This is a genomic window from Streptomyces sp. NPDC005955 (genome assembly GCF_042871255.1).
Classification (GTDB): domain Bacteria; phylum Actinomycetota; class Actinomycetes; order Streptomycetales; family Streptomycetaceae; genus Streptomyces.
In genome coordinates this window covers 275709-299142 of record NZ_JBIAIF010000006.1, presented here as the reverse complement: position 1 = coordinate 299142, position 23434 = coordinate 275709, and the positions used below count along the sequence as shown (strand labels likewise).

Sequence of the window (23434 nt, the reverse complement as noted above, 5' to 3'; positions counted from 1 at the left end):
CGGTCAGGCCACGAGGAGCCGCAGGCCCAGCTCCGCCGCGTCGAGGCCGACCAGCTCACGGTTGCGTTCCGCCCACCGGCCCGAGGCGAGGTCGTCGCGGAGCCGGCCCACCGCGCGGTGCTCGGCCTCCGGCCCGACCCTGGTCCACGCCGACACCGCACGGCGCACGCGTTCCTCCAGATACGCCTCGGGTCGGCGCCAGTGGGCCTCCAGGAAGCCGTCGGAACAGTCCCACGGGACGAGCACCGGCTCCAGGCGGGCCCCGATCGCGGCGGCCAACTCGTCCACCGGGGGCCGGCCGGCGACCAGGCCCGCGATCTCGGGCAGGTAGTCGCGGGTGAGCCAGAACCGGTGACGCCATCCGGTGTCACTCGCGTCGTGCGTGAACACCACCACCCGGCGGGCCACCCGTCGCATCTCGCGCAGCCCGGCGATCGGGTCCTGCCAGTGGTGGACGGTGCTGAAGGCCATCGCGGCGTCGAAGCTCCGGTCGGCGAACGGAAGCCGCTCCGCCCGCGCGGCCACGCACGGCGCCGCGTCCGCGGGGCGTTGCGCCCGCATCACCGCCGACGGTTCCACCGCCGTCACCTCCCGGTCGGCGGGCTCGTAGGAACCGGTGCCGGCGCCGACGTTCAGCACCGTCCGGGCGTCCCCGAGCGCCGCCCAGACCTGCGCGGCGATCCGCGGCTCGGTGCGCCGCGTCGCCGGGTAGTCGGACCCGATGGCTTCGTACAACTGCGCGCCGAACATCTTCAGTTGGTCCTCCGGTGCGGTGTCGATCCCCATGGCACGTGCCTCCAGTTCCCGGTCCAGAGCGGTCACCATGGCGGCGGCCCGGTCGCGCTGGTCCAGCAGCAGGCCGCGGAGCCGGTGCAGATGGGCGACCGCGTCGGTGGTCGGGTCGTCCACCAGGTCCGCGATCTCGCGCAGGCCGAAGCCCAGCCGCCGGTACGCGAGCACCTCCCGCAGCCGCTCCACGTCGCCCGCCGCGTAGGCCCGGTACCCGGACGCGGTCCGCGCGGACGGCCGTACGAGGCCGATCTGGTCGTAGTGGTGCAGCGTGCGGACGCTCACCCCGGCCAGTTCGGCCACGCGTCCCACGGTCAGGTGCCCTCGCTGTCGCATGGCACCGACGGTGCGGCATGACGTCACGTGAGGGTCAACCGCCCCGCCCCCGACGACGAACAAACGGGGCGACCGCGCACCGCACCTCCCGCTACCGTGCCCCGCATGACTCCCGCATCCCGCCCGCCCGCACGCCCCGCGCTGCTCGTCATCGACATGCAGAACACCATGGTGGGCATCGCGCACCGCCCCGTGGAGACGGTGACCGCCATCGCCGGGCTCCGTGCGCGGGCCAGGGCGGCGGGCGTGCCGATCGTGACCGTGCAGCACCAGGACGGCGAGATCGCGCCGGGCACGGACGGCTGGCGGATCGCACCGGAGCTGACGCCCGGGGACGACGAGGTGGTCGTCCCCAAGTCCACGCCGGACAGTTTCGTGGGCACGGACCTCGACCGGACGCTGCGGCGGCTGGACGTCACCGAGGTCGTCGTCACCGGCTTCGCCACCGAGATCTGCGTGGACACGACCGCCCGCTCGGCCCTCGGCCTCGGCTACGACCTGTTGTTGGTCGAGGACGGGCACACCACCTCCGTCCGACCGGACACCGGCCCCTACGCCGCGCCGGACCCGTCGATCGCGCACCACAACGAGATCTTCCGGAACCTCCGCTACCCGGGCCGCCGCAGCCGCGTACTGCCCGCCGCACAGGTCGACTTCGACGCCCGTTAGCCTGATCCGCCCAGGTCAGCGACCGCCCCCACGCGCTCGACCGCCCTGGAAGCGTTCCCACCTCCGACGGTGCGGGGGAGAACGACGGGGGCACCGTCCGCACCCGCGCGTTCACCACCCACGGGGCCGAGGAAGGGGAAGCCCGGCGAGGTGAACGGGGTCCCGACGGTCGCCCGGGCGGTCACCCACGAGACCGACGGCCCGCTCAGATGAAGTTGTTCGGCCAGATCATGGTGCGCCACATGTGGGCCACCGGGGAGTCGTCGAAGCCCAGCCCCTGCGCGGGCTGGGCGAAGTGGCGGCCCACCACGTCCTCGAACTCCGCGAACTCGATGTCGACCTCGGAATCGAAGGTGTACACGTCGTTGACGGTGACCATGCGGGCCGACATGTACCAGCGGTGGCGGCGGGCCTTCGCGTAGGCGGCCCGGGTGTGGGCCGGCGGCTGGTACTCGGCCCCGAAGAAGTCCCGGTACGCCTCCGGGTAGCCGTACCCCACGCTCTCGTCGGGGAAGTAGCGCAGGACCTCGTGCTGACGGATGGCCCAGGCCACTTCCTCGTCGACGTACGGCTCCACCAGTTGGGCCCCCCAGTGACCGTGCTGGCTGCGCAGCAGACCGGCGAGCGCGACGTCGTGCAGGAGGCAGGCCAGCACCACCTTGTCGCCCATGCCCTGCTCCCGGGCGCGGCGCGCACTGTGCAGCATGTGCCGCACGGCGAACGGGTCGAACGCGAACCGCAGCCGGAAGAAGTCGGCGAGCGTGGGCCGTTCGGGCATGACGGGGAGGGCGGGGTTGTCCCCCATCATGAACACCTGCCCCGGCCGGCGCGAGGACAGCCACTCGCTGCCGGAACGGTGGTCGTCGGTGCCGAGGGTCGCGGCGGCCGGCGGACAGATGATGCGGAGGTGCTCGGGCTGACCCTGGGACATCTACGACCTTCCTGAGGGGGGCACCGGCCCCGGGCACCGGGCACCGGAGCTCCGATCCCATCAGGCGGAACCCCGCGCAGCGCTCCGCGTTCACCCGTACGGCGGAGCGTGCGACGGGAAAGCCCCCGGCGCGGTGGAGCCCGGCCACCCAGGTACGGCACGCCGCGCCCCACTCCCGCTCCCCGCTGCCACGCCCTACTCCGCGTACACCGTGGTGTTCTGATTGGCCGTCAGCAACCACCTCCCGTCCTCCTGCTTGGTCATCACGTAGAGCGGGCTGCCCTCCTGCGGGCCCTCCGCGTGGTGGTAGACCTGCTTGACCTTGACGGCCGCCACGTCGGGCCGCAGGAACTGGAGGTGCACCACCTCGTAGGTGACCTCGCCGTCCTGGGGCGCGTCGGGCAGTACGGAACGGGTGAACTCGGCGATCGCGTCGAACCCGATCAGGACCTTGCCGTGTCCGGTGGTCCACAGGGCGTCGGGGTGGAAGAGTGCGAGGAAGCCCTCGACGTCCCGGGCGCGCTGGGTGCGCTCGACGGTGGCGACGACCTGCTCGATGGCCTTGATGTCTTCGGTTTCCGTAGTCATGGGCGTCAGCCTGCCCCCTCAAGTTTGGTTGAGGTCAAGCCCCGGTCCACCGTGAGGTACGTCTCCGCAACCACCAGGAACAATCACCCATCAGGGTTGCATCTGCGGCGTGATTCTCCCTAACGTGGCGCACATGCCGTCGTACACCATCGGGCAGGCCGCCCGTCTCCTGGGCGTCAGCCCCGACACCGCCCGCCGCTGGGCCGACGCCGGGCGCGTCGCCACCCACCGCGACGAGAGCGGGCGCCGACTCGTCGACGGCGTGGACCTGGCCGCCTTCTCCGTCGAGCTGGCCCAGGGCACCGGCACCGACGAGGAGGTCCCGTACACCTCCGTGCGCAACGCGTTCCCCGGGATCGTCACGGCCGTGAAGCTCGGAGACGTCGCCGCACAGGTGGAGATCCAGGCGGGACCGCACCGGCTGGTCTCCCTCCTCACCCGCGAAGCCGTCGAGGAACTGGCCCTGGAGGTCGGCGCGCAGGCCACCGCCCGGGTCAAGTCCACCAACGTCCACATCGACCGCGCCTGACGCCCCTGCGCCGTCCCTCACCCACCGCACCCCGCCCTCGCCCAAGGAGCCCCATGCCCCGCGCCGCCCGCGCCGCCCGCGCCCCGCACCCCCGGCCGCTGCGCACCCGCGCCCGGATCGCCGGACTCACCGCGACCGCCGCCCTGCTCGTCCCGCTCCTCGCGGCCTGCGGAAGCGACGACGAGAGCGACGGCGACCGGAAGGGCGGACAGGGCGGCGAAAGCGCGGGCCCGGCCTCCTCCGGCAAGCTGACCGTCCTCGCCGCCGCCTCCCTCACCGACGTGTTCAAGACGGTGAAGACCGCGTACGAGGACGCCCACCCCGGGGTCGAGCTCACCTTCTCCTTCGCGGGCTCCCAGGAACTCGCCGCACAGGTGCGACAGGGCGCCCCCGCCGACGCGATCGTCACCGCCGACACCAAGACCATGGACGGACTGCGCGCCGAAACCGGCACCCCCTCCGTCATCGCGAAGAACCGGCTGGTCATCGCCACCCGCGAGGGCAACCCCGACGACGTCAAGACCCTCAAGGACCTCGCCGACCCGAAGCTGAAGGTCGTCCTCGCCGCCGAAGAGGTCCCCGTCGGCCGCTACAGCCGCCAGGTCCTCGACGCACAGCAGGTCGACGTCAAGCCGGTCTCCGAGGAGCCGAACGTCCGGGCCGTGCTCAGCAAGGTCGAACTCGGCGAGGCCGACGCGGGCATCGTCTACAAGACCGACGCCGACACCAAGCCCGACAAGGTCGACGCGATCGCCATCCCCGACGCGCAGAACGCCGTCGCCCAGTACCCGGCCGCCGTCCTCAAGGAGTCCGGCGACAGCCCCTCCGCGCAGGCGTTCGTGGAGTGGCTGTCCTCGCCGCCCGCGCAGAAGATCCTGCGGGACGCCGGCTTCCAGAAGCCGTGACCCGGGCCGCCACCCGGCCCGCCCGTCCGCCATTGGCCCTGGCCCTCCTCGCCCTGCTCGCGGTCGCGTTCCTGCTCGTCCCCCTGCTGGGCGTGCTGGTGCGCACCCCGTGGGACGACCTGGGCACCCACCTGAGCGCACCGGAGTCTGTCACCGCGCTCAAGCTGTCCCTCGTCGTGTCGCTGAGCGCGCTCGGCGTCTCACTGGTGCTCGGCGTGCCGCTCGCCTGGCTGCTCGCCCGGGTCCCGTTCCGCGGCAAGGCGCTCGTCCGCTCGCTGGTGCTGCTGCCGATGGTGCTGCCGCCCACCGTCGGCGGGGTCGCCCTGCTGCTCGGCTTCGGCCGGCGCGGACTGCTCGGGCCCTGGCTGGAGGACTGGTTCGGCGTCACCCTGCCCTTCCACACCGCGGGCGCGGTGGTCGCCGCGACGTTCGTCTCGATGCCGTTCCTGGTCATCAGCCTGGAGGGCACCCTCGCCGCGCTCCACACCCGCTACGAGGAGACCGCCGCCTCGCTCGGCGCGAGCCCGCTGCGGGTGTTCCGCACGGTCACCCTGCCGATGGTCGCCCCCGGCCTGGCCGCCGGGGCGGCGCTCACCTGGGCCCGGGCACTGGGCGAGTTCGGCGCCACGATCACCTTCGCGGGCAACCTCCCGGGCACCACCCAGACCCTCCCGCTCCAGGTGTACCTGCTGCTCCAGGACGACCCCGAGGCGGCGACCTCGGTGTCCCTGCTGCTGCTCGCCGTCGCCATGGCCGTCCTGATCGCCCTGCGCGGACGCTGGACCACCGCCCCCGCCAAGACCGCACCGGCCGAGACGCCCCCCGCCGAGGCACCCGCCCCGCAGCCCCCCGCTCCCCGCCCGACGGCGGACGACCCGCCGCGCCGCGACCCCTCGGCCGCCCGCCTCGACGCCCGCCTCACCGGCTACACCGACCTCGCGCTCACCGCCCCCGGCGGCACCACCCTCGCCGTGGTGGGCCCCAACGGCGCCGGCAAGACCACCCTGCTGCGCGCCCTGCTCGGCCTGCCCACCCAGTCCGCCGCCCGGCTCGCCCTCGGCGGCACCGACCTCTCCGCCGCGCCCCCGCACCGCCGCGACACCGCCTGGGTGCCGCAGGACCCGGCCCTGTTCCCCCACCTCACCGCCCTCGCCAACACCGCCTACGGCCCCCGCGCCCACGGGGTGCCGCGCGCCGAAGCGCTGCGCACCGCGCGGGAGTGGCTCGACCGGCTGGAGGTCGGCCACCTCGCCCACCGCAGGCCCGGCGAACTCTCCGGCGGCCAGGCCGGCCGGGTCGCCCTGGCCCGCGCCCTCGCCTCGCGCCCCCGGCTCCTCCTCCTGGACGAGCCGCTGGCCGCCCTCGACCAGACCACCCGCGGCCGGGTCCGCCACACCCTGCGCCGCCATCTGGACGCGTTCGACGGGGTCTGTCTGATCGTCACCCACGACCCGGTGGAGGCGGTGTCCCTCGCCGATCGGGTGCTCGTCCTGGAGGACGGCCGCACCGTGCAGGACGCCCCGCCCGCCGAGGTGGCCCGCCACCCCCGCTCCGCCTGGGTGGCCCGGATGCTCGGCGCCAACGCCTGGCCGGGCACCGCCACCGCCGACGGACTCGTCACCGCCGCGGGCACCCGGGTGGTCGCCGCCGAACCCCTCGTCCCCGCCACGGACGCACTCGCCGTCTTCGCCCCCGAGGCCGTGGCCCTGCACCGCGAACGCCCCTCGGGCAGCCCCCGCAACGTCTGGCCGGGCACCGTACGGGAACTGACCGCCGTCGGCAGCCGGCTCCAGGTCCTGGTCACCTCGCAGGAGGCCCCCGACCTGGTCGCGGAGGTCACCCCGGGCGCCGCCGCCGACCTCGGGCTGCACGACGGCAGCGCCGTCTTCACCAGCGTCAAGGCCACCGAGATCACCCTCGTCGCCCGCTGAGGCACCCGACCGGCGGGGCACGGCGCCTTTCCCCGGGGCGAGGGATGACAAACCGTGACCCCGGCCGCCTCCTGACGTTGAAGGGGGCGTGCGGACGTCATTCCCCCCGACACCCCGCACGGACCACCGCACAACCCAACTGAAGGAGTACGTGATGTCTCGCATCGCGAAGGCGGCCGTCCTGGCCGTCAGCTCGGGCGCCGTGATGCTCGGTGGCGCGGGCATGGCCACCGCCGACGCGGGTGCCGCCGCCGAGGCCATCGGTTCGCCGGGCGTCCTGTCCGGCAACATCGTGCAGATCCCCGTGCACGTCCCCGTGAACGTCTGCGGCAACACCATCGACGTGATCGGCATCCTGAACCCGGCGTTCGGCAACACCTGTGTCAACGGCAGCGGCCCCGCCGGCTACGGATACTGAGCACCGCGTACGGAGACCTCCGTCCCCGTCACGCACCCGCCCCCGTCAGCAGACCGGCCGACGGGGGCTCCGCCGTGGCCACGACCCGGTCACGCGTAGCGGTAGATCCCGCCGTGCTGCTCCAACGAGGCCGGGGTGACGTCCCACGGCGGCATCCGCTCGTTGCGGGCGACGATCCGACCGCGCTCCAGCGAACCGAACCCGGGCGGCTCGGCCGGTTCGTACGCACCGTCCGGATGCGCCTTGCGCCACCGCGACCACAGCAGGTCGACGAACGAGTGGTGCAGCCAGAACACCGGATCGTTGACCGACGCACCACCGAGCATGGTCCCGCCGACCCAGCGGTGCACCCGGTTGTGGTTGCGCCACCGGCCGTCCCCCGTCCGGGCGCCCGTCCAGCCCTCCAGGCCGTTGCGGAAACCGGACGACACGGTGGAGTTCCAGGGCTCCACGTCGTACACCGACTCCCGCATGGCCAGGGCGAGTTCGTCCTTCGACGGCAGGGGGAACGGGTTGGACGGGCGCCCCAGGTCCCGGACCAGGAAGTCGTCGTCCGTGATGTTCTCGCGGACGATCCAGCCGTTGGCCCGGGCGAACGGGCCGGTCGCCACTCGGCGTTCGGTGCCCCGACCGGTGCCGCCGAGGAGGTCGTCCGTCCAGGGGGACCCCACCGGGGAACGCGCCGCCGTCCAGTCCCAGTACGGGACGGTGACCCCGGGGGCCTCCCGCTGGAGCGCGCGTTCGAACTCCAGCAGGAACCTGCGGTGCCACGGCAGGAAGGACGGCGCCATGTGGGCGACCCGACGGTTGGTGTCCCCGTCGGCCACGTAGTAGTCGATGTGGATGCGGACGAACTCGTCGTAGCGCCCCTGGCGTTTGAGCGCGAGGACCGCGTTCACGAACCGTTTGCGCTCCGCGCTGCTCAGCTCGGTCACGTTCTTGCGGGTGTACACCACGTGCGTTCCCTCTCCGGAGGCCGGTGCCGGTGCGTTCAGGCGCGGTGCGTCGGGGAGGCGGAGAGGTGGGCGGCGCCCAGTTCGTCCACCGCGGCCCGGGCCGCGGCCAGCGGTGTCGGGTACGAGACGTAGTGGTCGACCACGGTGAGGTAGCCGCCGTCCGCGCGGCGCATCAGGTGCAGCGGGCGTCCGTCCACGGTGACGCGCAGGGCGTCCGGTGCGGTGCCGGTGCCGGTGCCGTGTCCGGCCGGGGAGCCGGTGCGGCGGCCCCGTAGGTGCCGTCCGCGGTAGGTCTCGTCGAACAGGACCTCACCGCGGAGGGCGCCGGGGGCGCCGGGGGCGCGGGGCGCTCGGGGGCGGCGGGCGTTGCGGTCCGCGGTGAGGACGGGGGTGAGGGCGGCGGCTGTTCCTCCCGCCAGGGCGGTGAGGAACAGGGCCCTCAGCAGGGCGCGGCGGGTCGCTCGCAACGGTGGCCTCCCGGGTCGGTCTGCGCGTCGTCGTGCCCAACGCGTGAGGGTGCGTGAGGGCACGCATCCCTTTGGCGGGGGCGTTCCGGTTGTCCTCGGGGTGCGATGTCCCGTGCGGGTGCGCCGTGGTTGCTCGCGCAGTTCCCCGCGCCCCTATCGGTACGTCCACCTGCGGGTGCGCTGTGCTGGTGCCGTGCGCACGGGGGTTGCGCAGTTCCCCGCGCCCCTATCGGTGCGTCCAGCTGCGGGGTGCGCTGTTCCGTGCGGGTGCGCTCCGGTTGCTCGCGCAGTTCCCCGCGCCCCTGAGGTACGTCCGGCTGGACGGGCGTTGTCCTGCTGGGGCGGACCGACATCCGAGTGCCCCGATAGGGGCGCGGGGAACTGCGCGAAGCTGGGACGCACCCCGCAGGACAGCGCAGGCCCAGCAGAACGCACCTGTTAAGGGGCGCGGGGAACTGCGCAACACCGGGACGCACCCCGCAGGACAGCGCACCCGCAGGTGGACGCACCGATCAGGGGCGCGGGGAACTGCGCGAAAGCGGGACGCACCTCGCGGGACCGGTGGGCGGGCAGCGGAGCGTACCTACGTGTAGGTACCGTCAGGTGAGGTGGAGCCAGGCGGCGGGGGCGGTTTGGAGGGGGGGCGTACGGAGCCCGGCAACGGGCAGCGCGGCGCGCGGCAGCCCGAACGAATCGGGTCGGGGCCCACTGACCGGCGCGTCGAACGACACCCCGGGCGTACCGACGACCGCATCGGGCCCCCCGACCACCGCAGAGGCCCGTTCGGCCCCGCCCCCCACCACATGGGGCACCAGCGACTGAGCCGCGACCCCGGGCAACGGCACGCTGAACGGCACGACCGGCACCAGCCCGGCCGGCAGCAACCGCCCCTCCACGTACCGGGGCCCGTCCACCGCCCCGGGCACCGGAACCGGCAGCTGCGCCCCGACCCTGGGCGCCGGGATCCCGAGCGCGTGCTCCACGCCCTCCATGGGCACGGAGACGGGCACCCGCTCCCCCGCCACGGCGGACCCGGCTCCCGCGGTGACGGCCGCACAGGCCAGGAGCGCGGCGAGGCTTCCACGCGTCGGTGACTTCATGTCAACGGTCCCCTTCGGGGTCGGCAGGTCTGGACATCCGGTTAACGAGGGAGTCCGGACGACCGCCGCAGAGTTCCCCCGCAGGGGGCAATCGGCGGGTTGTCGGACCGGTGGAGGGGGTCCCGTCCCCGACGGACCCTCAGGTGCGCAGGCTGCGCGCGGGCAGCAGACAGTGCGCGGCCCCCGCCAGCATCTCCTCGTCCCCGGCGAACGCGGACAGCGTCGCCTGGGTCATCTGCACGCCGGGCGAACCCTCGGGCCAGGGCCGGGTGGCGAAGATGAAGTACGCGTGACCGCGCTCCCGGACCGCGGCGAGCCACTCCGGCGGTACGAGGCACTGGGCGTTCAGATGGGGCATGTTGACGACGGCCTGCCCGGCTTCGACGAGGAGCGAGACGGGGAAGCTGGGGCGCGTCGTGGCGTCGACGACGGGTCCGCCGACGGGCAGCCCGGTGTTCTCCAGCAGGGTCCGCACGGCGGCCGACGTGCCCTCGGCACCGCCGGGCCCGTCACCGAGCGCGTAGGCGAGCAGGAAGGCCAGGTCGCCCCGTTCGTCGGGGTGTTCACCGCTCCAGGCCATGACGGCGAGGGTGCCCAGTTCGGCCGGGTGGAAGGGACGCTTGTCGGTGGGGGTTGAGGTCACCCCGGCACCGTAGCGACTTACGGGGAGCACCCGGATGCCCGTGTCACTCGTCCGGGCGACCCGTGCTCCCGGATCACACGATGGGGGCCGCGCACGCGGCGCGGGGAGGGCGCGGGGCCGGTCCGCGCGCCGGTGGGCGGGACGCACCGTCGCACGGACCGCCGGGCGGCCTACTTGCCGACCGGGAGTCCGCCGAGCAGCGGGGCGGCCTTGGCCCCGCCGGCGTTCATCTGGTCGGCGGTGGTCTGCACGCTGTTCAGGAGGGTGCCCTCCTTCTCCGTGTCGAGCGCATTGCTGTGCAGGGGCTGCGCGTCGAGCGTGGACTGGGTGGTGAGCGTCTCCAGAGCGCCGTTCAGGCTGGTGGGCGTCGGGGTGGTGGCGAACGCCGGTGCGGCGGCACCGACCAGGGCGAAGGACCCGGCGACGACTGCGGCAGCCTTGAGGGGCTTCATCGTGTTCCTTTCTTCGGCGGCCTCCGGCGACCGCCTGTGGGAAGGCGTACTACCGCGTTGACTAACGACCTCCGCCCGCACCGGAAACCCCCGGTACGTGAATTCCACACAACCCCCACCCGAAGGAGTTCCGGCACCGTTCTCCGGGAGGATCGGAAAAACCTTGGCAATCATCTTGTATGAATAATTCTCGGTCTGGGGATCACCCATTCCGTTCGATGGGAATTCCCGCGTCCGGGACCGAAAAGGCCCGTCGGGGCCGGCCCGGGTGGGCCGGCCCCGACGGGCCTTCGTCGACGTGTCAGCCCTGTGGCGCCGGAGCCAGCGGGAACGGCAGCGTCGAGGGGGCCCCGCCCTGGTGGAACAGCGACTCCAGGGAGGCGAGCGGCGTCAGCTCGGTCGCCGGGTCGGGCGCGGCCGGCGGCTGTGCGGCGCCGTCGAGCCCGAGGGAGGCGGCGTGCTCGGTGGCCTGCTCCACCAGGGTGGAGGTCTGCGCGGCGAACGCGTCCGCGTCACCGGCCACGGCGGCCGCGACCAGGGCCTCCAGGGTGCTCTGGACCGCCTCGGGCGTGACCGGATCCGTGGCGTCCTTGTCGTGGTCGGGTACGGGTGCCCCGCGGGCCGACCGGTCCGGGGCGGACGGGGCGGCGTCGGAGGCGAACGCGGGAGCGGCGGCGCCGGCGAGGAGGGCGGCGCACAGCGCGGTGGTCCCGAGGCGTCGCGCCAGAAGAGCGCGCATGAGGATGTCCCTTTCGGTGGGGGATGGAACTCCCCCACCGTCGAATCCCCCGCACCCCGCCGCAACCGCTCGGCGCACCGGCGCACCCGGTCCGCGGCGGGTCACGACGCGTTCCCGCTGTTGGGCGCGGCGGTTCGCGGTCCGGGTGAACCGGCGCCCGTTCGGGTCACCGCACCGGGCCGCCCCGCCCCACGGACGAGCCGCCCGTACCCCGGGCGGGGCAGGGCGGCTCGCGCGGCGGTGGAACGTCAGTCGTTGACGCAGGTGTTGCCGAAGGCCGGGTTCAGGATGCCGACCACGTCGATGGTGTTGCCGCAGACGTTCACCGGGATGTGGGCCGGGACCTGGATGACGTTGCCCGAGAGCACACCGGGGGACCCCACGGCGGCACCATGGGCACCGGCGTCGGCAGCGGCGATCCCCGAGGTGCCGGCGACGGCCGCGGCGGCAACGGTGGACAGGACAAGAGCCTTCGCGGTACGCGACATGAGAAGTACTTCCTAGGTCGTTGGGTGACGCACCGGGCGGGGATGCCCGGCCCAAGGACCAACGCCCGACCACGCCGCGGGTTCCGCGCCCGAAAGGGTGATCTCTCGCCGCGTCGGCTCGGCAACACCCGGAGGAGTGCCGAACGGAATCACGGATACGCATTAGTCCGACACACTGACTTCCGCGGTATCAGCAGCAAATAAGCTCGGCGGTTAGAGTGGCCTTCCTCGCCAGCTCGGCCGAATCGCCCGCGAGCGTCACACGGTATCGAAGTGCGATGGTCATACTGCCTTTCGACGGGTTCAGTAGGCTTATCTCCCGAAAGGGCAATACCGGTCATGCGCAATTCCCTCGGTTCCGTTCTCCGGCGGCTCGTACCGCCCCGCACGTCGGTGTGCGTCCTTTCCCTCTGTGCCGTGACGGCGGCGGGGGGCATCGCCGCCGCCCCGCACGTGCACGGCGCGCCGCCGTCCGACCACGGCGCGGGGGTCGAGACGCCCGCGCTGCCCGCTTCCGTACCCACCGCCCTGCCCGCCTCGCCCACCCGGAGCGAGCACGCGGAGGAGGCCGAGGAGGTGCCGTTCACCCAGCGGTTCCACGCCGTGCAGCACGGCGGCATCGTGCGCGCCGCCAACGTGTCGATCACCTGCCGGGGCGCCGAGTCCACGAGCACCCCGGCCGACGGCGGCGAGGCGGTGTCCTGTGCGGACGCCCGCGCCGGGAAGGCCGCCGCCACCAACGACGAGTTCGACATGTTCTACACGGACGTGGACTCCGACGCGAACACCTACAACTCCAGCCGCGCCGAACTGCGCGTCCCCAGCGGCTCCAAGGTCTCGTACGCCCGGCTGTACTGGGGCGGCAACCTGCGGGCGGGCGAGCAGAAGCCGGCCGTCGACAACGACCGGGTGCTCGTCGCCGAACCGGAGGGCCAGTACAAGGAGGTGCTCGCCGACAGCGTCGTCGGGCACCGGACCGCGGGCGGCGCCGACGCCTTCCAGGCGTCCGCCGACGTGACCGCGCAGGTCCGCGCGGGCGGCTCGGGGCAGTGGACGGTCGGCCAGGTCAACGTGGCCATGGGGACCTCCGGCGCCGGGGCCTGGGGCGGCTGGACGCTGGTCGTCGCGTACGAGAAGCAGAGCGAACCGCTGCGGCAACTCGCCCTGTGGGACGGCTTCGCGTACCTCGGCGAAGGGCACCACGAGGCCGCGGTGCGGCTGGACGGGGTGACCGTGCCGGCCGGCGGCGGGGGCACCGCCGGGTTCGTCGCGTACAACGGCGACGCCGGGACCACGGGGGACGCGCTGACCGTGTCGGTCGGTCGGCGCGAGGGGAGCACCCTCAAGGACGCCCGCAACCCGGCCGGCGACCTCCTCAACTCCACCGTCAACGAGTCCGGTACGCAGGGGAGTCGGAACCCCTCGTACGCCGGGACCCTCGGGTACGACTCCGACGTCTTCGACCTCGGCGACGCCGTGGCCGCGGGCGGTGGCCGCCTCGACGTCCGGCTGACCGCCGAGAAGGACGTCGCCTGGGCCGGGGTCCTGTTCGCCGCGGTCGACACCGACGCCGATGCCCGCTGAACCGGGCCCCGCGCTGACCTCCGCGACGGTGACGCCCGGAACGGCGGCGCCCGCACCGGCCGGGTCGCGGTCCACGGGCCCGCCGCTCGTGCTGCACGTGGTCCAGCCGGTCGACGGCGGGGCGGCCCGGGTGGTGATCGACCTGGTGCGCGCCCAGTGCGCCGGGCCGGACGCCGTCCGCGTCGTGGTCGCCTGCCCGCCGGACGGTCCGCTGGCCGAAGCGGTGACCCGGGCCGGGGCCTGCTGGCTCAGTTGGCCGGCGACCCGCTCCCCGGGTCCGGCACTCATCGGCGAAGTGCGCGCACTGGCACGGCTGTTGGACGCGGTCCGACCCGACCTGGTCCATGCGCACAGCGCCAAGGCCGGACTCGCCGCACGGCTCGCGGTGCGCGGTCGGGTGCCCACCGTGTTCCAGCCGCACGCCTGGTCCTTCGAGGCGGTCGGCGGCCCGCTGGCCCTGCTCGGCCGGTGCTGGGAGCGGTACGGGGCCCGGTGGGCCCACCGGATCGTGTGCGTCAGCGAGGCGGAGCGGGTCACCGGCGCGGCGGCCGGGGTGCAGGGGCGGTGGACGGTGGTCCCCAACGGGGTGGACACCGGCCGTTTCCGACCCGGGCCGGCCGCCGACCCCGCGCCCCCTTCGGCGGAGCCGTCCCCTTCGGCGGAGCCGTCCGCGGCAGCGGGGCCGACGGTGTCAGCGGGTGTGTTGCCCGCGCCCCGGGGCACGCACGACCTGCGTCGCGCGCTCCCCGCGCTGGCGGACACGGCTCCCGACGCGCCCCTCGTGGTGTGCGTGGCGCGGCTGTGCCGGCAGAAGGGGCAGGACGTCCTGCTCCGGGCGTGGCGGGAGGTGGCACGGGTCGTCCCCGAGGCCCGACTCCTTCTTGTGGGGGACGGCCCGGACAGTGCCGCGCTCCGCGCCTCCTCACCCGAAGGGGTGATCTTCGCGGGCGCCGTCGACGACCCGCGCCCCTGGTACCGGGCCGCCGACCTGGTCGTCCTCCCCTCCCGGTGGGAGGGCATGGCCCTCGCCCCGCTGGAGGCGATGGCCTGCGGGCGCCCGGTGCTCCTCACCGATGTGGACGGCGCGCGCGAAAGCCTGCCGCCCGGTCACGCGCCGTACTGTCTCGTGCCTCCCGGGGACCCCGGCGCGCTGGCGCGCGCGACGGCCCGGCTGCTGCTCGACGCGCCGCGGCGCACGGTGCTCGGCCAGGAGGGTCGCCGGCACGTCCTCACCACCCACGATGTGCGGCAGTCCGCCGACGCCGTCGCGGCCGTGTACCGCGAACTGCTCGGCGTGGAGCGCACCCAGTGCAGGGAGTCCATCAACTCGTGACCGCGGACAGCATCGTTCCTCCGCCCGTGGGACAGCCACGGGCGGGACGCGGCGTCACCTCCCCACCGCCGCCCACCCCGTTCCGACCGACGGCCCCGACCCAGCCCACGGCCCCCACCCGCCCCACGGCGACCACCCGATCCACCACGTCCGTCCGATCCACCACGTCCACCCGGTCCACGGCGTCCGCCCGGTCCACGGCGTCCGTCTCGGTGCTCGCCCCGCGGCAGCCCGGCGGCGGCGGGGTCAGCAGCAAGACGGGTACCGGAACCCGCCGCGCACGCCCCCGCCTGGACGTTCCCCTGCTCGCGCTCGACGCGGCGGCGGGCCTACTGGCCTCGTTCGCGCTCACCGCACCGCAGCGCCACCCCCTGCTGGTGGCGGGGCTCGCCCTCGGGATCGGCGGCTGGCACGCGCGCACCGCACTGCGCCGGCGCGCGGTGACCGTACCCGCCGTCCTGGCGGAAGCACCCGCGCTGGCCGGGCGGACCCTCGTCGGCTGGGCGCTCCTCGGGGCGTTCCTGGCCGCGCTCTCCCCCGGACACGCACTGACGCTCGGCGCCCTCACCCTCGGGTGCACCGGGCAGGCGCTGGTCTCCTGCGCGGGGCGTGCCGTCGTGTACGCGCGCCGTCGCGCACAGCTCGTGCGCCAGCCGCACGCCGCCCTCGTCATCGGGGACGGTCACACCGTGCGCCGGGTGACCTCGGCCCTGCTCCGGCAACCGGGCTGCGGGGTGCGCCCGGTCGGGATCGTCGCCGCCGGACCCGTACCCGCGTCGGAGGAGCCGGAGGCGGAGGCCGCGACGGGGCCCCCGGTCCTGACCACCACCGAGGAGGTGCGCCGGGCCCTCGTCCAGAACGGGGTGCGCCACGTGCTGATCGCCGGGCCCGAGGCGCACCGCACCCACGCCCCGCTGCTGCGGACGCTCACCGGACTCGGCCACCGGCTCTGGTGCGTCGCCCCCGACGCGGACGCCCCCGGGCGCACCGGCCCCCGACTCGCCGGCTTCGTCTGCGCCCCGCTCCCGCCGGGCGGCGCCCGGCGCGTCCCCGTCCGCAAACGCGCCCTCGACATGACGGTGTCCGGTGCGCTGCTGCTGGCCGGTTCACCGGTCCTGGCGGTGTGCGCGGCCCTCATCCGGATCACCGACGGCCCCGGCGTGCTGTTCCGACAGGAGCGGATCGGCCGCGGCGGACGACCCTTCACCCTGCTGAAGTTCCGCACCCTGCGCCCCGCCGACGCCCGGGAGGCGGCGACCCGGTGGAGCGTCGCGGACGACAGCCGGGTGGGCGCCCTCTGCCGGTTCCTGCGCCGCACCTCGCTCGACGAACTCCCCCAACTGTGGAACGTGTTCCGCGGGGACATGAGCCTGGTCGGCCCGCGCCCCGAACGCCCCTACTTCGTACGGCAGTTCTCCCGTACGTACGAGGGGTACGCGGAACGGCACCGGATGCCGTCCGGGATCACCGGCCTCGCCCAGGTGGAGGGGTTGCGCGGGGACACCTCCATCGAGGACCGGGCCCGCTTCGACAACGCCTACATCGACACCTGGTCGCTCTGGCAGGACGTCTGCATCCTGCTGCGCACGGCGGCCGTCCTCGTCCGACCGACGGGGAGCTGACCCGTGACCGAGACCACCGCCCTCGCCACCGCCCGGGGCCCCGCCCCCGCCGTGCCCGGGCCCTCCCCCGCCGCCGCGTTCCTCGCCCTGCTCGGCCGGTACGCACCCGTGCTGCCGGTGCTCGCCCTCATGGCGCTGCTCACCCTGCCGGTGTCCGGTGCGGGGACCGCCACCGCCGGGCGGGGCGGCGACGGGTGGACCCCCGCCGACGCGATGTCCGGGGTGCTGGTGCTGATCGCCGTCCTCGGCGCCGTCCGACGCGCCCGGCGCCCCCTGACCCGGACCGCCGCCCTCGTCCTCGGGCTGCCGGTCGTCGCGATCGCGGTCGCCGCGACCGGGGCGGCCGACGTCACGGCGGGCGTCACCGGACTCGGGCGCTACCTCCAGGTGTTCGTCCTGGTCCCGCTGGCGGTGCTGCTGCTGGTCCGGGACCGGGCCGACCTGCGGGTGGTCGCCTGGGCGTTCATCGGGCTCGCGCTGTTCCAGGGCGGGATCGGGGTCCACCAGTACGCCACCGGGACGGGCGCCTCGTACATGGGCGCGGACGTCCGGGCGGTCGGCACCTTCGGCCCGACCGATGTGATGGGCATGGCGACCGTGGTCTCCTACGGGGTGCTCTGCGCGGTGGGGCTGGCGCTCGACGCGGGCCGGGACCCGCGGGGCGCGGCGGCCCGGCGGGGGGTCGCGCTGCTGTGCGCGGTGCTGCTGCTGGTGCCGCTGGCGCTGTCGTTCAGCCGGGGCGCGTGGATCGCCACCGCGGCCGCGGTCACCGCGCAGTTGCTGTTCGCCGGGGTGCGGCGGGCCCTGGCGGTGTTCGCCGTGGTGACCGCGACCGCGATCGTGCTGGTCGGCGGGGCGGGGCTCGGCACCGCGATGCTCCAGGAGCGGGTCGGCAGCATCACCCGGGTCGCGGACGCCCCCGACCAGTCGGTGACCGACCGGTACACGATGTGGGCGGCGGCGGTCGGCATGTGGCGCGAACGGCCGGTGACCGGGGTCGGGCTGAAGAACTTCCCCGCGCACCGCGACAGCCACGCCTCGCTCGCGCTGTCCTCCGGTAGCGACACGGCGGGCGCGGGCTCCGCGTATCTGCGTCAGCCGCTGCTGTCCCCGCACAACATGTACCTGCTCGTCCTCAGCGAACAGGGGTTGCTGGGGCTGCTCGCCCTGGTCGGCGGCTGGGCCGCGCTGCTGGTGCTGACGGTGCGGCGGTTGCTCGCCGCGCGGCGGCGGGGGCGGGTCGCGGACTGCGGGTTGCTCGCCTGCGGGCTGCTGGTCTGGCAGTTGGTCGACTTCGGGTACGCGGACATCGGTGGGCCCTCGACCGTGCTGACCGCGGTCGCGCTGGGTGTCGTCGCCTGGTGGGCGCTCGGGGCTGACGCCCGGTGACCCCACCCACCGGTCCCGTGGGGCCCACGGGATCGGTCAGCCCGGTGGGGCCGGTGGGACCGGTCGGTTCGGTCGGCCCGGCTGGTTCGGTCGGCCCGGTCGGCCCGTCGGGCCCGGACGGCACGGTCAGCCCCTCGGAGCCGGACGGCACGGTCAGCCCCTCGGGGTCGGTGGGACCCGTCGGTCCGGTGGGACTGGTGGGACCGGCAGGGCCGGTCGGACCCGTTGGACTAGTGGGACTGGTGGGCCACCTGGGACCGGTCAGTCCGGTGGGACCGGCGGGCCCGGTTGGGTCCTCGGGACCGGTCAGCCCCCTCGGCACGGTAGGCCCTTCGGGCCCGGGCAGCACGGTCAGCCCCTCGGAGCCGGTGGGTCCGGTCGGTCCGGTCGGTCCGGTGGGTCCGGTGGGACTGGTCAGACCCGTTGGACTGGTGGGACCGGTAGGCCATCTGGGACCGGTCAGTCCGGTGGGACCGGTGGGCACGGTCGACCCTTCGGGCCCAGGCAGCACGGTCAGCCTCGTCGACCCGCTAGGCCCAGTCGGCCCGGTGGGGCCAGTGGGCCACGTGGGCCTGGTGGGACCGGTCAGTCCGGTCAGCCCCGTCGGACCCGTCGGACCGGTGGGACCGGTGGGACCGGTGGGACCGGTCAGCCCGGTCAGCCCGGTCAGCACGATGGGACCGGCGGGCCCGGTTGGGCCCTCGGGACCAGTCAGCCCCGTCGGACCGGTCAGCCCGGTTGGCCCCGTTGGCCCCGTCGACCCGGTAGGCCCGGCGGGACCGGTTGGCCCGGCGGGACCAGTCAGCCCGGTTAGCACGGTTGGCCCGGTCAGACCCGTCGGACTGGTGGGCCCAGGCGGTCCGGCGGGCCCGGTGGGTGTGGTGGGACCGGTCGGCGGCGGAACGGGCCCGGCCGGCGGCGCAGTAGGCCCTACCGGTGTGGTGGGCCCGGTCCAGCCCGCCGGGGCCGTCGGCTCTGCCGGAACCGCGGTCCCCGCCGGACCAACCGGACCCGCCGGAAGGGTTCCGCTGGTCGAACCGGGCGGATCCGGGACGGCCGTACCCGCCGGGACCGCCGCGACGGTCGGGCCCGCCAGGGTGCGCCGGACCCCGGGACAGGCCGGAACAGGCGGACGGGTCGGACCCGCCGCGACGCCCGGCACCGTGACGGCGGTCGGGACCGTGGCGACGGCCGGACCCGCCGGGGCGAACGGAACCCCCGGACGAGCCGCAGCAGTCGGACCCACCGGACCCGGGACGGTCGGACCCGCCGGAACGGTCGGGACCGTAGCCGCGGTCGGACCCGCCGGGACGGCCCCGGCCTGGGGACGAGCCGAATCCGCCACAGCAGCCGCAGCAGCCGCACCCGGACCGCTGGCCGGACCCGCGGGGACCGTCGGGGTACCCGGAGCCACCAGTCCCGCCGGGGCGAGCGGGACCCCGGAGCGGGCCGGACCCGTCGAGCCCGCCGGACCCGCGGAGTCGGTCGGGACCGCCGAACCGGTCGCCCCGGCCCGACCCGTCGGACCCGCGGGGCCGGACCGACGTGAGGGCTTCGGCGGGCCACCCCCCGGACCCCCACCGGCACCACTGGTCCCACCAGCACCGCGGACACCCGCCGACCCCCAGACGCGCCCCCCGACGCGCCCGGCGCCACCCCCCGCCGGGCGCCCCGGCGGCGGGTTCCTGGCCCGGGCGGCGCTGCTGACCGGAGTGCTCACCGCGGCGGGCGCCCTGCTCGGACTGTTGCGGGACCAGACCCTGGCCCACCTCTTCGGCGCGGACGGGTCCACCGACGCGTTCCTGGTCGCCTGGACCGTCCCGGAGTTCGCCTCGACGCTGCTCATCGAGGACGGCATGGCCCTCGTACTCGTCCCGGCGTTCAGCATGGCGCTGGCCCGCCGCGCGCGGGGCGCGCACACCGGCGCCGACCCGGTGCGTGCGCTGGTGCGGACCTCCCTGCCCCGGCTGGGCCTCGCGCTCGCCGCGGTCTCGGTGCTGGTGATCGCGGCGGCACCGCTTCTGGTGGACCTGCTGGCACCGGGGCTGCCCGATCCGGGACTCGCCGTGGACTGCACCCGGCTCACCGCGACCTGTCTGCTCTCGTTCGGACTGAGCGGCTACTGCGGCGCCGCCCTGCGCGCCCACGGACGCTTCCTGGTGCCGGCGGCCATCTACGTCGCCTACAACACCGGCATCATCACCGCGATGTTCGTGCTCGGCGGCCACTGGGGGGTGCGGTCCGCCGCCGTGGGCGTGGCCGTCGGCGGGCTGCTGATGGTCGTGGTGCAGGCACCCTCGCTGTGGCGCCGACTCCGGGACGTCCCGCCCCCCGGACGCCCCCCACAGGACCCGAGCGCCCCGGACACCCCACACGCACTGGGCACCCCGACCACCCCCCACACACCGGACACCCCGGGCACCGCACACGCGCCGGGCGCAGACGCGGGCGCGCGGTTGGCGGGGGGCGCCCTCATCGCCTCCGTCCTGCTGTTCGGCGTGTTCCGACAGTCCCAGGTCCTCATCGAACGATTCCTCGGCTCCTCGCTGCCCGCCGGCGCCATCTCGCACCTCAACTACGCCCAGAAGGTGGCGCAGATGCCGATGGTGCTGTCGTTGATGCTGTGCACCGTCACCTTCCCGGTGGTGGCGCGGGCCCTCGCCGACGGCGACACCGACACCGCCCGGCGCCGCGTGGAACGCGACCTCACCCTCGCTGCGACGGTGGTCCTGTTCGGGGTCGCGGCGCTCGTCGCCTGCGCCCCCGCGCTCGTCGCGCTCCTGTTCCAACGGGGCGCGTTCACCGCCGACGACACCGCGGCGACGGCGGGCGTGATGCGGGTGTACGCCCTCGGGCTGCTCGGGCACACCCTGGTCGGCGCGCTGGTCCGCTCCTACTTCTCGGCCGGGCGCGCCACCTGGTACCCGTTGGCCGCCATGGTCCTCGGGGCCGTGGTGACCGCCGTGCTGGGCGCCCTCGCCGTCGGGCCGCACGGGGTGCGCGGGATCGCCGCCGCCAATGCGACCGGCATCAGCCTGACCGCCGTGCTGCTGCTGTGCGGAACCGGGGAGCGCAACGTCCCGGTGCGCCGGTGCCGGATCGCCCGGCAACTGGCCCGGACGGTGCTCGCGGCGGGCTGCGCGGCCGGGGCCGGGGCGCTGTGCGCCGCCTGGGCCGAGGGGCCGCGCGCCGCGATCGGCGGGACCGGCGGGGCACTGTTCGCCGTGCTGGCCGCCTCGTTGACGGTCGCCGCGGTGTTCGCCCTGGCGTTGCGGCTGCTGGGGGGCCTACCGGGGCACGAGGACGGCGCCCCGCCGTCCGAGCGGCCCGCCGCCTCCCAGGCACCGCCCGCCCGGACCGACCCCGCCCGCCCGGACGGGCACCGGGCCGCCCGGGCCGTCCGCACCCTCCGTTCCGTCACCCGCACACGAAAGGGCACCGATGCGCGCTGACCCGACCCGTCCCCGGCCGAACCCCCCGCGCCGCACCGCACCCGTGGCCCCCGGCGCGGCCACCCTCGCGGCCCCCCGTCCCCGTCCCGGCCCCGCCACCCTGCTGCGGGCGCCCGAGTGGATCGCGATGTACCACTCGGTCACCCGCGTCGGCGACGACCCGTACCGGATCACCGTGACCCCCGAACGGCTCGACGACCAGCTCGCCCGGCTGCGTCGACGCGGGCTGCGGGGCGTCTCCGTACGGGAGTTGATGGCCGCCCGGGCGGCCGGCCGGGCGCGCGGGCTGGTCGCGCTGACCTTCGACGACGGGTACGCCGACTTCCTCGACCACGCACTGCCCGTACTGCGCCGCCGGGGGTGCGGGGCCACCCTGTTCGTCCTCGCCGGACGGCTCGGCGGCGACAACGCCTGGGACCCGCTGGGCGTCCGCAAGCCGCTGCTCACCGCGGACGGGGTGCGCGAGGCGGCGGCGGCCGGCGTGGAGATCGGCTCGCACGGGCTGACCCACCTCGACCTGACCCGCGTCGACGACGCCACCCTGCACGCCGAGACCCACGACAGCCGCGTCCGGCTGCGGGAGCTGACCGGGACCGAGGTCTCCGGCTTCTGCTACCCGTACGGGACCCTGGACGCCCGGGTGGTGGCGGCCGTCCGCACCGCCGGGTACCACTACGGCTGCGCCATCGCACCCGGCGCCCTGGCCGGCGAACTCGCCCTGCCCCGGGTGCACATCGGGCAGGAGGACACCGGGCTGCGACTGGAGCTGAAACGTGTCCTCAGCCCACTGCGCCGCCCCATGCCGTCCCCGGAACCGGCGCCGGTCCGCGCCGGCAGACCCGGGGCCCCGCGCAGGGCCGTCCCCCGCACCGGCGCCCGCCGGGCGCCCGCCGCCCCCGTCCCCCCGGAGTCACCGTGAAGGCGCTGCACATCATCACCGGCCTGGGCATCGGCGGCGCCGAACAACAGCTACGCCTGATGCTCCGTCACCTCCCTTTCCCCTGCGACGTGGTGACCCTCACCAACCCCGGGCCCGTCGCGGAAGCCCTCACCGCGGACGGGGTCCGCGTCACCCACCTCGGCATGACCGGCAACCGCGACCTGCGGGCGCTGCCCCGGCTCGTCGCCCACATCCGCGCCGGCGACTACGACCTCGTCCACACCCACCTCTACCGGGCCTGTCTGTACGGCCGGATCGCCGCCCGGATCGCCGGGGTGCCGGCCGTGGTCGCCACCGAACACTCCCTGGGCGACGGGCAGATGGAGGGCCGGGCACTCACCCCCGGGGTCCGGGCGCTGTACCTGGCCGGCGAACGCCTCGGGCACGCCACCGTCGCCGTCTCCCCCACCGTCGCCGACCGGCTGCGCCGCTGGGGGGTGCCCCGGCAGCGCATCCACGTGGTGCCCAACGGCATCGACCCGGACGCCCTGCGCTACGACCCCGGGGCCCGGCGGCAGGTGCGCGCCCGGTACGGCCTGCCCGAGGACGCGTACGTCGTCGGCGCGGTCGGCCGGCTGGTGCGCGGCAAACGCTTCGACCAGCTGGTCACCGCGCTCGCCGCGCTGCCCCCCGACGTCCGGCTGCTGATCGTCGGCGCCGGCCCCGAGGTGACCGCGCTGCGCCGCACCGCCCTGCGGGCCGGGGTCGCCGACCGGGTGGTCCTCACCGGCGAGGCCCGCCCCGCCGCCCCGGACGCACCCGCCGCGTCCGCCGTGTACGGCGGCGCCCCGGACGGCGCCGGCACCTGCGAGCCGCCCGCGCTACCGGCCCTGCTGTCCGCGATGGACGTGCTGGCCTCCCCGTCGCCCGAGGAGGCGTTCGGGCTCGCCGTACTGGAGGCCCTGGCCGCCGGCCTGCCCGTGCGGTACGTGAACTGCCCCGCACTGGACGACCTGCCGCCCGGCTCGACGGGCGACGCACGACGCCTCGCCCCCGGCGCCGGGTCCTTCGCCGCGGCCCTCGGCCGGCTGCGGGACGCGGGCCCCCGCGAACGGACCGTCCCCCCGGCCGTCGCGCACTACGCCATCGCCCGCAGCGCCGAACGCCTCGCCGGGGTCTACGCCTCGGTCGTCCGCCCCTGACGCTCCTGACGCTCCTGACGCCCTTGACCGC

General features: G+C 75.1%; 22 protein-coding genes. 12 read left to right on the top strand and 10 right to left on the bottom strand.

Annotated elements, in window-relative coordinates; all coding sequences use genetic code 11:
* Window positions 1-3: 3 nt before the first annotated feature.
* On the bottom strand, window positions 4-1125 hold the full coding sequence (locus tag ACFYOU_RS17750; RefSeq protein ID WP_391306654.1) for a MerR family DNA-binding transcriptional regulator: 1122 nt from the start codon (window positions 1123-1125) through the stop codon (window positions 4-6).
* A gap of 105 nt (window positions 1126-1230) precedes the next feature.
* On the opposite strand from ACFYOU_RS17750, the gene ACFYOU_RS17745 reads away from it, so the two are divergent.
* Entirely contained in the window at window positions 1231-1794 is a 564-nt protein-coding gene (locus tag ACFYOU_RS17745; RefSeq protein ID WP_391306651.1) for an isochorismatase family protein, read from the top strand.
* Between the two features lie 205 nt (window positions 1795-1999).
* On the opposite strand, the gene ACFYOU_RS17740 is transcribed toward ACFYOU_RS17745, so the two are convergent.
* Together ACFYOU_RS17740 and ACFYOU_RS17735 are read right to left on the bottom strand one after the other, a co-directional pair.
* Window positions 2000-2725: a hypothetical protein gene (locus tag ACFYOU_RS17740; protein ID WP_391306649.1), complete on the bottom strand. Its 726-nt coding sequence runs from the start codon at window positions 2723-2725 to the stop codon at window positions 2000-2002.
* A gap of 195 nt (window positions 2726-2920) precedes the next feature.
* Window positions 2921-3313: an SgcJ/EcaC family oxidoreductase gene (locus ACFYOU_RS17735; protein ID WP_391306647.1), complete on the bottom strand. Its 393-nt coding sequence runs from the start codon at window positions 3311-3313 to the stop codon at window positions 2921-2923.
* 133 nt (window positions 3314-3446) lie between these two features.
* Here ACFYOU_RS17735 and ACFYOU_RS17730 point away from each other — a divergent pair, with 133 nt between their 5' ends.
* From ACFYOU_RS17730 to ACFYOU_RS17715, 4 genes are all read left to right on the top strand, one after another.
* On the top strand, window positions 3447-3842 hold the full coding sequence (locus ACFYOU_RS17730; protein WP_389764854.1) for a molybdopterin-binding protein: 396 nt from the start codon (window positions 3447-3449) through the stop codon (window positions 3840-3842).
* Between the two features lie 53 nt (window positions 3843-3895).
* Window positions 3896-4747: a molybdate ABC transporter substrate-binding protein gene (modA, locus tag ACFYOU_RS17725; RefSeq protein ID WP_391306646.1), complete on the top strand. Its 852-nt coding sequence runs from the start codon at window positions 3896-3898 to the stop codon at window positions 4745-4747.
* Window positions 4744-6678 (top strand): ABC transporter permease, encoded by a 1935-nt coding sequence (locus ACFYOU_RS17720; protein WP_391306644.1) that lies wholly within the window; start codon window positions 4744-4746, stop codon window positions 6676-6678. The genes modA and ACFYOU_RS17720 overlap by 4 nt, the downstream gene beginning before the upstream one ends.
* A 154-nt stretch (window positions 6679-6832) precedes the next feature.
* The gene (locus ACFYOU_RS17715; RefSeq protein ID WP_391306642.1) at window positions 6833-7096 is read left to right on the top strand and encodes a chaplin family protein; all 264 of its coding nucleotides are present in this window, start codon (window positions 6833-6835) and stop codon (window positions 7094-7096) included.
* An 89-nt stretch (window positions 7097-7185) separates the two neighbouring features.
* On the opposite strand, the gene ACFYOU_RS17710 is transcribed toward ACFYOU_RS17715, so the two are convergent.
* The 7 genes from ACFYOU_RS17710 to ACFYOU_RS17680 all read right to left on the bottom strand — a co-directional run bounded on the left by ACFYOU_RS17710 (window position 7186) and on the right by ACFYOU_RS17680 (window position 11941).
* The gene (locus tag ACFYOU_RS17710) at window positions 7186-8052 is read right to left on the bottom strand and encodes a tyrosinase family protein (protein ID WP_391306640.1); all 867 of its coding nucleotides are present in this window, start codon (window positions 8050-8052) and stop codon (window positions 7186-7188) included.
* Window positions 8053-8087: 35 nt separating this feature from the next.
* Window positions 8088-8519, bottom strand: coding sequence for a tyrosinase family oxidase copper chaperone (locus ACFYOU_RS17705; protein WP_389764844.1), 432 nt, complete (start codon window positions 8517-8519; stop codon window positions 8088-8090).
* Window positions 8520-9118: 599 nt separating this feature from the next.
* The gene (locus ACFYOU_RS17700) at window positions 9119-9619 is read right to left on the bottom strand and encodes a hypothetical protein (protein WP_391306638.1); all 501 of its coding nucleotides are present in this window, start codon (window positions 9617-9619) and stop codon (window positions 9119-9121) included.
* A 139-nt stretch (window positions 9620-9758) separates the two neighbouring features.
* Entirely contained in the window at window positions 9759-10262 is a 504-nt protein-coding gene (locus ACFYOU_RS17695) for a DUF5949 family protein (RefSeq protein ID WP_389764841.1), read from the bottom strand.
* A 170-nt stretch (window positions 10263-10432) separates the two neighbouring features.
* On the bottom strand, window positions 10433-10714 hold the full coding sequence (locus tag ACFYOU_RS17690; RefSeq protein ID WP_385484587.1) for a hypothetical protein: 282 nt from the start codon (window positions 10712-10714) through the stop codon (window positions 10433-10435).
* 301 nt (window positions 10715-11015) lie between these two features.
* Window positions 11016-11453, bottom strand: a complete 438-nt coding sequence (locus ACFYOU_RS17685; RefSeq protein ID WP_391306636.1) for a hypothetical protein — start codon at window positions 11451-11453, stop codon at window positions 11016-11018.
* A 248-nt stretch (window positions 11454-11701) separates the two neighbouring features.
* A complete protein-coding gene (locus ACFYOU_RS17680; protein ID WP_391306634.1) occupies window positions 11702-11941 on the bottom strand; it encodes a chaplin family protein in 240 nt (79 codons plus the stop codon).
* 339 nt (window positions 11942-12280) lie between these two features.
* Between ACFYOU_RS17680 and ACFYOU_RS17675 the strand changes: the two genes are divergently transcribed.
* The 7 genes from ACFYOU_RS17675 to ACFYOU_RS17645 all read left to right on the top strand — a co-directional run bounded on the left by ACFYOU_RS17675 (window position 12281) and on the right by ACFYOU_RS17645 (window position 23403).
* Window positions 12281-13525: a DUF3344 domain-containing protein gene (locus ACFYOU_RS17675; RefSeq protein WP_391306632.1), complete on the top strand. Its 1245-nt coding sequence runs from the start codon at window positions 12281-12283 to the stop codon at window positions 13523-13525.
* The gene (locus ACFYOU_RS17670; protein ID WP_391306631.1) at window positions 13515-14858 is read left to right on the top strand and encodes a glycosyltransferase; all 1344 of its coding nucleotides are present in this window, start codon (window positions 13515-13517) and stop codon (window positions 14856-14858) included. Before ACFYOU_RS17675 ends, ACFYOU_RS17670 begins: the two co-directional genes overlap by 11 nt.
* A 212-nt stretch (window positions 14859-15070) precedes the next feature.
* On the top strand, window positions 15071-16480 hold the full coding sequence (locus ACFYOU_RS17665) for an exopolysaccharide biosynthesis polyprenyl glycosylphosphotransferase (RefSeq protein WP_391306830.1): 1410 nt from the start codon (window positions 15071-15073) through the stop codon (window positions 16478-16480).
* Between the two features lie 3 nt (window positions 16481-16483).
* Complete coding sequence (locus tag ACFYOU_RS17660; protein ID WP_389764835.1) at window positions 16484-17869, top strand: O-antigen ligase family protein; 1386 nt, start codon at window positions 16484-16486, stop codon at window positions 17867-17869.
* Window positions 17870-19572: 1703 nt separating this feature from the next.
* The gene (locus ACFYOU_RS17655) at window positions 19573-21321 is read left to right on the top strand and encodes a lipid II flippase MurJ (RefSeq protein WP_391306829.1); all 1749 of its coding nucleotides are present in this window, start codon (window positions 19573-19575) and stop codon (window positions 21319-21321) included.
* On the top strand, window positions 21311-22240 hold the full coding sequence (locus ACFYOU_RS17650) for a polysaccharide deacetylase family protein (RefSeq protein WP_391306629.1): 930 nt from the start codon (window positions 21311-21313) through the stop codon (window positions 22238-22240). Before ACFYOU_RS17655 ends, ACFYOU_RS17650 begins: the two co-directional genes overlap by 11 nt.
* Window positions 22237-23403, top strand: coding sequence for a glycosyltransferase (locus tag ACFYOU_RS17645; RefSeq protein WP_391306627.1), 1167 nt, complete (start codon window positions 22237-22239; stop codon window positions 23401-23403). Before ACFYOU_RS17650 ends, ACFYOU_RS17645 begins: the two co-directional genes overlap by 4 nt.
* Window positions 23404-23434: the final 31 nt, after the last annotated feature.